The organism is Novosphingobium soli (assembly GCF_042432915.1).
Lineage (GTDB): Bacteria > Pseudomonadota > Alphaproteobacteria > Sphingomonadales > Sphingomonadaceae > Novosphingobium > Novosphingobium soli.
Window position 1 is genome coordinate 77452 of sequence record NZ_JBHLWK010000002.1, and the last position, 13576, is coordinate 91027.

Annotated in this window: 11 protein-coding genes and 1 pseudogene; 2 read left to right on the forward strand and 10 right to left on the reverse strand. The window is 62.5% G+C overall.

Features of this window, described 5'->3' with window-relative positions:
* Window positions 1–242: 242 nt before the first annotated feature.
* Entirely contained in the window at window positions 243–2513 is a 2271-nt protein-coding gene (locus tag ACFFJC_RS01305) for a TonB-dependent receptor domain-containing protein (protein ID WP_379485774.1), read from the forward strand.
* A gap of 336 nt (window positions 2514–2849) precedes the next feature.
* Here the strand turns inward: ACFFJC_RS01305 and ACFFJC_RS01310 are convergent, their stop codons facing one another.
* The 7 genes from ACFFJC_RS01310 to ACFFJC_RS01340 form a co-directional block, all read right to left on the reverse strand.
* Window positions 2850–3887, reverse strand: a complete 1038-nt coding sequence (locus ACFFJC_RS01310; RefSeq protein WP_379485775.1) for an NAD(P)H-dependent amine dehydrogenase family protein — start codon at window positions 3885–3887, stop codon at window positions 2850–2852.
* A gap of 4 nt (window positions 3888–3891) precedes the next feature.
* The gene (locus tag ACFFJC_RS01315; protein ID WP_379485776.1) at window positions 3892–4332 is read right to left on the reverse strand and encodes a GFA family protein; all 441 of its coding nucleotides are present in this window, start codon (window positions 4330–4332) and stop codon (window positions 3892–3894) included.
* Window positions 4333–4471: 139 nt separating this feature from the next.
* Entirely contained in the window at window positions 4472–4885 is a 414-nt protein-coding gene (locus ACFFJC_RS01320; protein WP_379485777.1) for a nuclear transport factor 2 family protein, read from the reverse strand.
* Between the two features lie 22 nt (window positions 4886–4907).
* A complete protein-coding gene (locus tag ACFFJC_RS01325) occupies window positions 4908–6524 on the reverse strand; it encodes an FAD-binding protein (RefSeq protein WP_379485778.1) in 1617 nt (538 codons plus the stop codon).
* A gap of 31 nt (window positions 6525–6555) precedes the next feature.
* A complete protein-coding gene (locus ACFFJC_RS01330; RefSeq protein WP_379485779.1) occupies window positions 6556–7347 on the reverse strand; it encodes a TonB-dependent receptor domain-containing protein in 792 nt (263 codons plus the stop codon).
* Window positions 7338–9170, reverse strand: a complete 1833-nt coding sequence (locus ACFFJC_RS01335) for a TonB-dependent receptor (protein ID WP_379485780.1) — start codon at window positions 9168–9170, stop codon at window positions 7338–7340. The genes ACFFJC_RS01330 and ACFFJC_RS01335 overlap by 10 nt, the downstream gene beginning before the upstream one ends.
* 16 nt (window positions 9171–9186) lie before the next feature.
* Window positions 9187–9360: a hypothetical protein gene (locus ACFFJC_RS01340; protein WP_379485781.1), complete on the reverse strand. Its 174-nt coding sequence runs from the start codon at window positions 9358–9360 to the stop codon at window positions 9187–9189.
* Between ACFFJC_RS01340 and ACFFJC_RS01345 the strand changes: the two genes are divergently transcribed.
* Complete coding sequence (locus ACFFJC_RS01345) at window positions 9359–10321, forward strand: LacI family DNA-binding transcriptional regulator (protein WP_379485782.1); 963 nt, start codon at window positions 9359–9361, stop codon at window positions 10319–10321. The genes ACFFJC_RS01340 and ACFFJC_RS01345 overlap by 2 nt on opposite strands.
* Before the next feature lie 612 nt (window positions 10322–10933).
* Here the strand turns inward: ACFFJC_RS01345 and ACFFJC_RS01350 are convergent.
* The 3 genes and pseudogenes from ACFFJC_RS01350 to ACFFJC_RS01360 form a co-directional block, all read right to left on the reverse strand.
* Entirely contained in the window at window positions 10934–12361 is a 1428-nt protein-coding gene (locus tag ACFFJC_RS01350; RefSeq protein WP_379485783.1) for an aromatic ring-hydroxylating oxygenase subunit alpha, read from the reverse strand.
* 23 nt (window positions 12362–12384) lie between these two features.
* Complete coding sequence (locus ACFFJC_RS01355) at window positions 12385–13224, reverse strand: TauD/TfdA dioxygenase family protein (RefSeq protein WP_379485784.1); 840 nt, start codon at window positions 13222–13224, stop codon at window positions 12385–12387.
* Between the two features lie 133 nt (window positions 13225–13357).
* A pseudogene (locus tag ACFFJC_RS01360) lies at window positions 13358–13546 on the reverse strand (aromatic ring-hydroxylating dioxygenase subunit alpha); the annotation flags it as partial.
* Between the last annotated feature and the right edge of the window lie 30 nt (window positions 13547–13576).

Genomic DNA, 13576 nt, shown 5'->3' on the forward strand with positions numbered 1-13576 from the left:
GGCGGTTGAAGCCGGCGAAGGCAAAGCGGCCAAAACTAATCATCTTGGGGCCGAAGTGCGCAAAAATATCTACCAGCCGAGTGAGTCCAGCGAGTTACGTTTCAGCTATCGCTGGCAGTTCCAATAAACCCCCTGATATTGGCAGACAGACAGCAACGTAAATTCACAAATCCCCATTTGACGATATGGTATCTCGTCACATAGACGGCACGTCATGATCGAATGGGGGAATCATATTTCTAATGTTCAGTTTCCGTAGTGCGGCAATCTTGCTGGCAACCCCGTCTGTCGGCGCATTCACTCCGACCGCACTCTGGGCCCAAGAGGCTCCGGCGGATTCTGATGAGACGAGGCGGATTCGACAGTCCGGTGAAATCATCGTCACAGGTCGCTCTCTGGCAACGGACGAAGTTACATCGCATCTGCCGGTGCAGATCCTAGCAGGTGACGAACTCGTACATCGCCGGCAGGGCGGGCTAGGCGAAACGCTTGCAGGACTGCCCGGCGTTCATCTCGACAGCTTCGGCGGCGGTGCTTCCCGTCCCGTCATCCGTGGCCAAACGGTCCCCCGGATTGAAATTTTGAGCGACGGCGCGAACCTGTTCGACGTTTCCTCGGTTTCGCCCGATCACGCGATCACCACCGATCCGCTGCTGCTCGACGGCATCGAGGTCCAGCGCGGTCCGGCCGCTGTGCGGTATGGCGGCAACGCCATGAACGGCGCGGTCAACCTGATCGACAGCAAGGTGCCCAAGGTCGTGCCGGCAGGCGGGATCAGCGGCGCGACCGAAATACGCTATGGCACCGGCGATGAAGAGAAGACGCTGGTCGGCCGCGTCACTGCCGGCATCGGCCAGTTCGCCGTCCATGCCGAAGGCGCGCGCCGCAACGCCGGGAACTACAACGTACCGAAAAGCTTCGGCTCAAACGAGCTGCGTGATTCTTTCGCCGAGAACACCACTTACTCCATCGGTGCCTCATGGATCACGTCGAAGGGCTACATCGGCGGCGCCTATACGAGGATCGACAGCCAGTACGGCCTGCCTGGCCACTCACACAAGAATGGGGTCTGCCACACGCACGGGTTGGACCTCCACTGCGAGGCGCACGACCAATTCGAGGATCCGTTCGGCTCGTCCGACGATCATACGGCCTACATCAAGCTGCGCAGCGAGCGCGCCGACCTGCGTGCCGACTATGAGGATTTGATTCCCGGCTTCAGCCATGTGCGGCTGCGCGGTTCCTACACCGATTATGTCCATGACGAGATCGACGGCCCAGCGCTGTTCAGCCGCTATGCCAACGAGGTCTGGGATGGGCGCCTGGAACTGACGCACAAGCCGCTGCTGGGCTTTACCGGCACTCTGGGCGTGCAGTACACCCACGGCACGTTCAGCGGGATCAACGTCAACGACGCGCACATCCCGCTGGCGCTCAACCAGTACGGCTATGCGCGGAGCGTTCCAGACTATGTCACTGAGAATATCGGCGTTTTCTTGAGTGAGCGGCGGTCTTTTGGCGATTTCGACGTCGAGGTTGCCGCCCGCAAGGATTGGCGCAAGATCGATACGCCATTACCCAAATGGGTCGAGCCCTGGACGGATTCACAGCGAGCGATCGTCGCCATGTTCGACAACATGTACGGTGGTCCGGGTACGTACCAGCAGCGGATGGCGGCGACGTTCAACAGCAATAATCCGCCCGCGCGGCATAATCCCTTCTCGGCTTCGATCGGCGCGACCTGGCGGATCGACAACGGCTATTCGGTCGCCTTGTCGCTTGCCCGGACGGAAAGGCCGGCCGGGGTTCGCGAACTCTATGCCTATGGCAACAATCTGGCGACCAACAGCTATGAGGTCGGCCTGGTGAACACGCGGCGCCTGTCCTCACAGCTTCCGCTGGGACGGACCGACGTGATGGAGACGACCAAGTCGGTCGATCTCACATTCCGCAAGGCAGGCGGCGCGCTCGAGTTCGAGGTCGGCCTGTTCTATCAGGATATCGACGACTACATCTTCGCACGCCTGATCGAGACCGAGACCGAGACGGGCATCCCGCACCATCTCCTCGTCTACACCGCGGCCGATGCGCGCTTCGCCGGGATCGATGGCCAGGTCAGCTATCGTTTCTCGCCCGCATCGCGCGTCACCCTGTTCGGCGACTATATCGGCACGAAGCTGCGAAACGAGAACGACAACCTCCCGCGCATCCCGCCGGGGCGACTGGGCGCGCGCTATCAGCACAGCGCCGGGCCGGTCTCGGGTGATGTGGAATATTTCCACACCTTCGCCCAGAACAAGGTCGCGTCGTACGAGACCCGCACCGCGGGCTACGACATGCTGAACGCTACGCTGAGCTACCGGTTCGATCTGGGCGAGGACCGGTCCGTGGAGTTCTATCTGCGCGGCACGAACCTGCTCAATGAACTGGCCTTTGCGCACACTTCGTTTGTTAAGGATCAGTCGCCGCTGCGTGGACGTAGCATCGCTTTCGGTATGCGGCATGCGTTCTGACATGCGCTCTGGCGGCGCGGCAGCGGCTTGGCCTCGCCCCCTTCGCTCAGTCGGTCTTGCCAGTCATCGTCGATGGTAACCGACCGGTGCGGTCGCGGCCAAACTCCGACCAATCGACGACGGCAGCAATGCTCAAAGGACGGCTTTCGCCAGTAGCTGACAGTCAGGTATTCGAGCGGGAGTGGCAGCATTGTCCCAGCCCAGGGCGGCGCGAGCCTCGAAAGCGCCCCCTATTGACCATTCCTCGGCCGAGTTTCTCCATTGCGAGCTGCGGATAGTCTGCTCTTGGGCAGCGGAGGGCCAATTACCGCAATCACGAGCCTGACTTTAGAATCCCTATCTCACCAGCCCGCGCGGGCGGACAATTCCCAAATCCATATGCGACAGCACACCGGGCCCGGCATCACACACATCACCAATCGCGGTCACGCCCAACAGTCCGGTCCAGCCGGGATAGCTGCGCCTCCCGTCGGCCAGTAGACCACCGCGAAAGCTCATCTCCAGCGGCAGCTCCCCTTCGATAACGACGCGGTAGCCCGTCTCACCGCAGTCCCACCTTGGCTCCATATCCCGACCGAGCGTCCAGAAGCAGTGATAGGTGACGAGCGGCTTGCCATCGACCCAGGCGGACCATTCATAATGCTGGCCGCCCACGGTCCCGCTGCGGATCATGCCGCCCGGATAGACGATGTCGTGTGTCGCAGTAGCCACTTCGAAGCTGGCGGTAACATCTTCTATTGCCTTGCCGAGCCCCTCGACCACCATGGCCATGGACTGCGAGAAGATAAGATGCGCGTCAGCCGATCGGGCCGGATTGGCGAGCAGATCGGCAGGGTCACGCCCAAACCCCATGAATTCGATATAGTGCGAAGGATTGTCGAGGAAATCGACCACCTCATAAAGGTGGATGCGCTCAATCCGGTCCATCAGCCGCGTGAAGGTGAGCGGTACGAGGTCGCCCGCGAAACCGGGATGGATGCCGCTGCCGTGAAAGGATACGCCACCCTCCTGGCAGGCCGCCTCCAGCCGCTCTATCTGGCCGGCATAGCGCGGGGTCGGATAATAAGGGCCGAGCGGCGAGACGATATTCTTGCCGGATCGCAGGATGCGGCACATCACATCGATATCCTCGACCTGTGGCGCGAAATGGACACAGTCCGCGTCCAGCGCGATAATGGCTTCCGGGTCGTTGGTCGCGATGATGCCCGTGGCGGGACGCTCGGCCAGATCGCCCGCGTCGCGGCCCACCTTGTCCGGACTGGTGACGAAGACGCCGGCAAGTTCATAGGCCGGATTGTCGATGAAATGGCGCAGCGCAGTCGTGCCCACCGATCCGGTGGCCCACTGGACGACGCGATAAGGTTTTCTGGACATCGGCCTATTCCTCCCCGATTGCATCGACATTGAGGCGATCATAGCATGTGCGGTCATTCGCCTTGCCCCACCATGGCATCGCGCTGATGCAATAGGTCTCGCAGTCGGGCACGAAGCATTCGGGATGATCGAAGGTGCCCGCCTTCACCACCGCATGCTCCGGCGCGGAAAAGACTGAACGGGATTCCAGCGGCGTGCCGCATGTCCCGCAGAAGAAGCGGCGGACGATCTCGCCCGTGTCCCCCTTATCCTCATATATTGCTGGCGCGCCTTCCACGGTGAGCGCCTGTTTGGGAAAGATGACATTGACGGAAAAAGCGCTGCCGCTGTTGCGCTGGCAGTTGACGCAATGGCAGATCGCCACCGCGACGGGATCGCCGACCGCCTTGTATCGTATCGCGCCGCACAAGCATCCGCCCTCATGCATAATCTCTTCGGTGGCCATCTCTTGCCCTCCTCCATGTTCAGCCCTGGATTTTCAGCCCGCGCCGGACGCGCCAGAACCCGGTCCGCCCATGCGGGAACGGCGCGAAGGGCGTCGAATCCGACCGCCTCCCGCGCGACGGGAAAGGCGGACAGGTCGGTCATGACGCCGGCTGTGCCGAAAAGCCGCCGGGATGGCGCATCGACGCCACACGTTCCCTGATACGCCAGCCTTCCGGCGTCTTCACGACCCAGTCGATATTGTCGCCCGTCACCACGCCGCCCGTACCGGGGTCCGGACAAATCCACTTCATCTTGACCCGGACCCGGTCGTCTTCCTCATAGACATAGCAGTTCGTCATATGATGCGAGGGCGGATGCGGCGGGCGGCCGAGCGCGAAGAAGCCCTTTATCGCCTCCAGCCCCTCGAACAGCGGGCCACCGCACAGCCGCCCATCAAAACGCGCATCCTCCGTGAAGACGTCGGCAAACAGGCTCTGGTCGTTATGGTCGACCGCATGGTGGCAAAAGGCTTCGAGTTGCTTAATGGCGACGATGTCGCTGGTTTCCAACATGGGATGGTCCTTTTCTGGAGGGTCAGTGACCGGCCGCGTGGCGGACGGCGCGATAACCGAAGACGCTGGAGGCTCCGATACTGAGGCCGGCGCCGACATAATGCGGGCCGGCGAGCGGCGCGGCGCAGTTGCCCGCCGCATAGAGGCCGTCGATCACGCTGCCGTCGGCGCGCAGCACGCGGGCATGCTTGTCCGTGATCGCCCCGCCGCAGGTGCCGACATCACCGGGCACTAGCGGCACCGCCCAGAAAGGGGGTTCTGCGACAGAGCCAAGGCTGCCATTGGGCTTGCAGGTCGGGTCGCTCCAGTAACGGGCATAGGCATTGTCGCCGCGCTGGAAATCCTCGTCTATGCCGGCCCTGCAAAATCCGTTGAAGCGGGCGACGGTCGCCGCAAGGCCGGCGGGGTCAATGCCGCACTGGCGCGCCAGCCCTTCGATCGTGTCGTCCTTGCGGACCCAGCCTGCCTCGACCCATTTGTCGGGAATTTTGCCGGGCGGCTGGAAGCCAAACAGATAGCGTTTGCGGTGGCGGCTATCCATGATGAGCCAGGCGGGGATCGCCTTGCTCTCGCGATTGCGCGCATAGCAGGCCCGGCCGACCTCCATATAGGAGCGCGCCTCGTTGACAAAACGCTTGCCGTCAGCCGCCACCATGAAGCCATGGGGTTTGATGAGTTCGGGCACGATCTGGAAAGTCTCGTCGCCGGCCACGAAAGTCATCACCCACCAGGCATCGTCCATCCAGCCCAGCGCGGCGCCGGCCGCCATCATCGCTTCTATGGCGTCGCCCGTGTCGCCCGGATTGGCCTTGGTCCAGTCGGTCGAGACGGGCGCCGGCATATGCTGTCGCCGCATGTCGAGATTGCGCGCGAAGCCGCCCGCCGTGACCACGATGCCACGCGGCGCCGCGACCATCCGGTCTCGCCCTTCATGGATGAGATGCGCGCCGACGACGGCACCATCCCGCATGTCGAACCCGACAAGGCCTGCATCGGTCCAGATGTCGATGCCCAGCCGCAGGGCGATTTCCAGCATCCGTCCCTGCAGCGCGCCGCCGGAGCCATAGATGGTCCGCCCGGTGAGCTTGGCGGCCACGAAGCGCGCCGCGACTTTGGCGGCCATCATCTTGCCGTCGAGAGTGATGCCGACGCGCATCAACTGCGCCCCTTCCGAGGTGCGGATCGGCAAAGGCACGTTCGGCACGCGCAGCTTCGCCTTCCACGACCCGAGGCGGTTGGTGTTGTAGAGAGCGGCCTGCAGTGACCGGCTGGCCGAATGGCCGCCCGGCAGATGGTCGTAATAGTCGGCATAGCCAGGGCACCGTTCGTAGCGCATGCCCTCCCCCTCCATCATCGCCACGAAGGGGGCGACGCTGTCCACGAACGCCTCGCGCCGCGCTGGCGTGGAGGCGGGATCGCCTTCCTTCACGAACTGGGAGAGATAAGTGAGCGCCGCCTCGCGGGTGTCGTCCACGCCTTCACGGGCGAGCAGCGGATTGCAGGGCATCCACAATATGCCGCCCGACAGCACCGACGACCCACCGATCAGCGGCGTCTTCTCGATCAGCAGGGGTTTGAGGCCCGACAGCTTTGCCGTGATCGCCGCCGCCAGTCCGCCAGCACCGCTGCCGGCAATCACGATATCATAGGGTTCCGTCACGCCGCGCCCCTCAGTTGAACGGTTTGACCATCAGGCGCAGGAAAATCGCCCGCCCCGGATCGGTGAAGCAGCCGACCGACGAGACGCCCGCTGCGCCCGGCGTCGTGCCACCGGTGATGGGATCACCGATGATATTGCCGCCCGCATAGTTACCCGCCGCGCAGTTGGAAGCGGTATAGCGGCGCGTGATATTCTTGCCGATAAGCGCTACTTCCCAGCGGTCCTTCTCATCCTTGATCGCGATGCTGGCATCGACCTTCAGGAAGCTGCGCTGATACTGGTCGTCACCCGGCCGCTGCGCCGCGAGGAAGGTGACGAACCGGGATGAATATTGGTTGTTGTTGGTCAGTTGAAGCTTCAGCCCCTTGCTCACCGACATCTCATAGCTGAACCCGAAATTGGCCGCCCATTCAGGAGCCCGGATCAGCGGCGTCCCCGACAGGTCCTGGCCGGTGTAAAAGCCATATTGCCCGTTCGCCAGCACGGCGCCCGCGGGTCCCGGCGCCGTCTGATTGGCGCTGGCCACAAAGAACTGGGTGCAGCCCTGCGCCGCCGTCTGCGCGGTGTAGCAGGGAATATTGTTCAGTTCCTGATAGCGGGCCCGGTTCCAGTTGAGCGACCCGTTGACCGACAGCCCGTCCACCATGGGCGGGCGATAGGACATGTCGAAATCCACGCCATAGGTCCGCGCCCGACCCGCATTGACCGTGCGGATGATGGGCAGGCCGGCCACGGTCGGCTCGATCCCACCCACCTGCAAACCCCGATAGCGATAGTCGAAGAAGGCCAGATTCACCAGCATGCGCCCATGCGCCGGTCGAGGAGGCGGCTCTTCAGGCCGATCTCATAGCCCTCCACCTGCTCGTCGCCAAAGGCATTGTCTTCGCCCGCGACCGGCGGCACGCCCAGCTTGAACGAACCGGATTTATATCCCTTCTTCCACGACCCGAAAAGGGTGAGATCCGTGCTGGGCTTGTAGCTCAGGGTGAATTCGGGCGAGAAATTGCTTGCATGGATGCGGGGCACCGGCAGCGTCGATGTGAGGTCGCGGCCGGCGAGGAAGTCATAGACGCTTTCCGTCCGGGTCTCGTCCGTCCAGCGCACGCCGGCCGCCAGTTCCAGCGGCTCGACGATGCGGTAACGAAGCTGCCCGAACAGCGAATAGGTGGTGATATCGACGGTCGTTGACCGGTCGTCGTTCAAAATCTCCGCGCCAACGACGGCGGGGCTCAGAAACCCATAGGCGCGGTTACGATAGAAAGTGACGCGATCATAGATCTGCCCATCCTCGTAGAAACCGCCGAGGGTGAAGTTCAGCGGTCCCGCGAAATCGCTGTTGAGGCGCAGTTCCTCGGTAAATTCTCGCCGCTTGAAGTCGTTGGCGGCCGCAAGCCCCGGGCCGGCAGGACCGAATTGCGACGTGTTGACGAGGCTGGCCGAGACCAGTTCGTAATAAGCGGTCGTGGACGTCAATGTCAGGCCGGACGCGATGTCGTAATTCAGTTCCAGCGTTCCGAAATCCTGACGGTTCGTCAGGAAAGGCACACCGCCATTAGGGATGCCGGGGAAACTCGCCGGGTCCATATAGACGCCGCTGATCGTGCGGTTCATGCGGCAATCCTCACCTGTGGCGAAGGGAATGGGATCGACGGGCGTCAGGAAATTGGGCGCGGCCGGTATCCCCGAACCTGGAACCCCGCTGCCAAAACCAAAGGTCAGGCCATTGCCCTGCGGACAGCTTGCAAGCTGGAACTGCTCGCCGCGAATGGTGCGGTCATAGGCGTGGTTGACTTTGAACCGCACGGTCAGGTCGTCGATGGGCTCCCAGAGCGCAGTGCCGCGCAGCACCAAATTGCGCGGCTGCGGTTCCCGGCGGCTGGGCGCCAGCGCGCCGGTGCCGGCCAGCGGCTGGCCGACATTGTTATAATAGCCCTCGCCATTGGAAAAGGCACCCGCGAGGCGCAGTTTCAGCCTGTCGGAGACCGGCCCGGAGAGAATCAACTCTCCCCGCCCTTCGACCGACTCGAAATCATAGGAGGCCCGCGCGATCAGTTCGCGCTCGTCGGTGGGATCGGCGGTCCGGAGCGAGATGACGCCGCCGGGGCTGCTTTTGCCATAGAAGAGCGCCTGCGGCCCCTTCAGCACTTCCACCTGCCCCACGTCGAACATGGCGCTGCCAAAGGCGAGGCCCTGACCCAGCGAAAGGCCGTCGATGTTAAGCGACACCGACTGGTCGACGCCCGGGTCGGAGGAGGAGGTTCCCACGCCCCGGATCGTCACCTGCGGCCCGATCGACAACAGGTTGCCGCCGAGGACGAGACCTGGAACGAGACGCGGCAGGTCCGAGATTTGCGTGACCTGGAATTTCTGGAGCGTGTCGCCAGAAACGGCAGACACGACCACCGGGACTTGCAGGATCGATTCCTGCCGCTTTCGCGCGGTCACGATGATATCGGAAATTTCCGGCTCCGCTCCGGCAGGCGACGGCTGCGCATGGACCGCCCCGGCGATGGCAAAGACGGAAGCGCAGGTGGCGGCCGCGAGCGTGCGGGCTCGACATTTCAGAATCATAATCCTCCCCATCGCAGCATATCCAACGAAAGCCGGACGGGTGTTCTCACCCATTGATTCCTCCGGTCGTTCAAAATATGTACCGGTACATACTGACGGTTTCGATGCGGCTGTCAAGAGTTGTGGAAAGAGTGCGGCTTCCTGCTAGACGAGAGGAAGGAGGAGAGATGACGCGGGGATCGAGACGATCAAAGTCGGCCGTCACGCTGCGCATGGTGGCGGCCCATGCCGGCGTCTCGCCCATGAGCGTCTCCAACGTCCTGAACGGCCGGGCGGCCTCTGAGAAGGTCCGGAACAAGGTCCGCGCGGCAATAGACGAACTCGGCTACGTGCCGAACCGCGCGGCGCGGCAACTCGCAAGCGCGGCGCCCATGTTTGTCGGCCTCGTCCATGTGAATGACGAGCATCCGATTTCCGCAGCGTTGCTGACGGGAGCGCTGACGGCGGCATCCCGGCTGGGCGTCCAGCTGCTCCTGCAGCCCATTCTTTTTGCCGAGATCGAAAGCGGATGGGAGGTCGTGCAGGCTCTCCGCGCGCGCGGTGCCGAAGCGATCATTCTGCCTCCCGTCTTCGGCGAGGACATGGCTCGCACGCTCGATCCCGACCTGATCGGTTTTCCCATGCTGTGCGTCGGCGCCGCCGATGCCATGCCCTCCATGTCCACTGTCCGCATGGACGAATTCACGGCCGCGAAGGACGTGACCGCACGGCTGATCGCAAAGGGGCACAGGCGCATCGGCTTCATCCGGGTGCCGGAGCGATATCCCATCCATCACCCGCGCGGTGGCGGCTATCTTGCCGCGCTGGAGGCGCATGGCATGGTCGCTGATCCCGACCTCATCGTCGAAGGGGAATTCTGGTTTCAGGAGGGACTTGAAGCCGCGACGAAGCTGCTCGCCCTAGCAGATCCCCCAACGGCCATCTTCGCCAGCAATGACGAGATGGCGATGGGTGCGCTCGCGGCGGCCCATATGCGCGACATCGCAGTCCCGGACAGGCTCGCCATCGTCGGCTTCGAAGATAATTATTTCGCCCGGAACGTTTGGCCGGCACTGAGTTCGGTCAAGATCCCGATGGCTGCCATGGCCGAGCGCGCCATGGAGATACTGGTTCGGGAGATTGGCGAGGAGAGACCCGCCTCATTCCCCGCCACCTCGACCATGGTCGCGCATCACATCTACTGGCGCGCTTCGACAGGGGATTGAGGGCGCGGTCGGCACTGGAGAGGAAGCGCTTCCTGGTACCGATGATATCCTTGCGAGATGTCGCAGGTTTGCCGAGCCAGAGTACCACGTCGCGACCCGACGCAGGCAATCTGTAGTGCTTATAGACGACACCCTTGAACGTCACCGAGCCGATAGGCTTCTTAGCCTTCTCCCACCGCACCATGAGGCGCCTGGGGCGGGCGGCACGATCGCTTGCCTTCGCTTTTGCGATGACAGCGCCATTATCACCCACTGTATTCAGGGGCTGCTCCAGAAGCACATACGCGCCAGCACGCGCTGGCGATACGGCTTGAGCATTTGGTTCTCCACGATCAGCGTGGGGATGCCAACAAAGTCTCCGTATCCCGTCGAGTAGCACGGTCCTTCGGGGCTGTAGCGCAGACCGGACTCCGGATCGCTTAGATCGATCAGGCTAGGACAGATGTAGGGATGTGGGCCTGCGCCGTGATTGCGCGGCTGTTGATTGCCTGAGAAGTGACCCGAGATTCCCATCGAGAAGGTTTTCGGTGGAAATTTATGCCCCCCCGGGTCACTTCTCAACGACAATCAACAGGGATAGCGGTCCGTGGGCATGATGACTGTTTCCACCCGTTAGTCGAAATTCAGGATGGGGCCGTCAAAGTTGCCACCGAGCCTTCTACTTGCGGCAGAAAGCTCTGCGGTGTCCTTTTGGTCGATGTAAGCATCTATCAAGCGCTGGTAATTGCTGATGAGCCCTTCGACCTGCCCTGACAGCCGCATGAATTCGAACCCCTTCGAATGAAGGCCCCGCTGTTGCAGGGGGATGTTCGAATAGTCCTGCCTGGGAATCATCGGAAAATTCTGACTGTCGAACGGCAGGACGATTGGTTCCATTGGCGCTTCCGGCTCTTCCCCCGGCGCGAAGTGGGTGAGGGACCAGATTTCGAAAAGGCATCGCTCCGGGCCGAGCGGGCGGATGCGATAGCTGGCCATCGAGGTGAAGAAAGGCAGCAGGAAGTAGTTCGGGAAAAGATACTCGACTGCGTTCACCGGATACGACTGGCATACAGCGTTGAGGTCAGGCACGGCCTCGCCCGCTTCGCGCAGCTTTCGGGTGATCGCTTCCTGCACCAGACCGAACCACATTGGTACTGCCTCTGCCACCGTTTCGGGAAGGGAGACATCGGCCAGTTCGCGGGCGATCGCCACTTCCTTGGCCTGGACCATGCCCGCCATACCATTGCTCAGCAATTCGAGATGTTCGATTTGCGCGGCGATGTTCTCCGCGACCGACTGCTCCGGATCGATGGGCAGGCCGATGCCGCCGGTATCGAGCCCGTAGCGCGAATTGTAGAGGCCCGGCGCAGCGCGCTGGAGCTGTGGGTGCGTCATCATCACATGGTAGCCCTCCATGAAGGCCTCCATCGCGATTTTCCAGTTGGCGGGCAGTTCGGTGGCGTACCACCATTCCGCACGCAGTTCGTTCATGCCGTGCGCTTCCAGCCGGCCAAGGACCGGGCCGAAGGTCTCGTGGAGCGGGGCGGCAGCATTGTCGAAATTGACGAAGGCGCAGCCCCCCCATGTTTCCACCCTGACCGGCTTCAGGGCCAGTTCGGCGTGGTCGAGCTGGTCTGCATCGAACAGGTGGCGTCCGTAGACCCAGGTGTTTTCGCCGTCCATGTTCCAGCGCCAGCCGTGGAATGGGCAGACGAAGCCCGAGTGGCGGCAGTTGCCCGATGCGTTGCCGCCCGTCTCGAAGTTCGTGCCGCCCGCGATCGGCACGCCGCGATGGCGGCAGTGGTTGTGGAAGGCCTTGATCCCGGTTCCGGTGCGCACGACCAGCACCGACTTGCCCAGGATGGCGTATTCGATCCAGTCGCCCACTTCGGGGATGGTTTCCAGCCGGCACGCCATCTGCCAGGCATGAGGCCAGACATGTTCGCTTTCGGCGCGGAAAAACGCTTCGTCATGGTAGCGGGCGGCGGGAATCGCACGCGGATCGGTAACAGGGAAGGGGTTCACGGTCTGCATCGTGTCGAGGAAATCGTAGTCGGCCATGTCGGGCTCCTTGCGAGTGCGGATCAGGCAAAGGGCTCGTCGCCGAGCAAGATCGTGCGATGCAGCAGGCGGCCGCAATCGGGGTCGTAAGGCATGGCGCGGTGCAGCGTGCCGGTGTTGTCCCACATAACTGAGTCCCCCACGCGCCATTCGTGGCCGTAGTGATAGGGCTCGCTGGTGGCGAACTGGCGCAGGCCGTGAAGGATACGCGCGCTTTCGGCCATGCTCTTTCCCACCACCTGCTGCGCGGTGTTGCCTAGCACCAGACTGCGACGTCCGGACTTGTGCGTCCACACCAGCGGCAGTTCCACCTCGCCCTTGGCCTGCCAGTCCTTCAACTGCTCAATCGTGGGTTCAGGCGAATGGAAGAGCTGCGAGTTCCACAGCGAATGAACCACTTTCAGGTTTTCGACTTCGACTTTCTTCTGTTCGGGCAGGTCGTCCCATGCGGCGTAGCAGTTGGCGAACTCCGTATTGCCGCCCCAGGTCGGCAGGACCTTGCTGGTCAGGAGAGACCCCCGGATCGGCACCGGGTTCATGGTGCCGTCGATGTGCCAGAACAGCGACCCCTTCAGATAATCGACCACTTCCTTGTTGATGCTGCGATCGAGCGAAATCGGGAACACGCTCTGCCCACGCAGTTCCGGCACGTTGCCGCCGAGCAGGTTGGTGAGGGCGACCTGTTCGTCGTCGGTCAGGTGCAACTGGGGGAACACCAGCACGCCGCTCTGTTCCAACAGGTCGTTGACGGCATCGGTCAACGCGCCGCTGAGCAGTTCTTCCTTGGTGTTGAGGATGCGCGCGCCGATCTTGGGCTTGATTGCTTCGTGGCGCAGGGTCAGGTGGGTTGCGGTAGTGGCCATGTTCAATCTCTCTCTTTATCGGGCGGGCGTTCTGCGGGCCGCTTCGTATGGTGTTCGTTCCCGGGCAGCGTGACGCTGTTCACACACGAGAGCTTTGATCTCGCGCAAACATGCTGTTCACTTGTTCAGCGCATCAGGGATCGAGTGGAACCGGCGCGCCTGTCCCCATGAATTGCGCAAGGCCGCGGTGCAGGTTGGTGACTTTGCGTTCCTGCCAGGGGTTGGGCAGGCAGCCCCGGAACCCCTGCGATTTGTAGCCGCGCTGGACTTCGACCATGTTGGAGATGTCCTGCGCGATGACGTGCGGCCAGGCTGTTGATTGCCACTGAGAAGTGACCCGGGAAGGCTATAA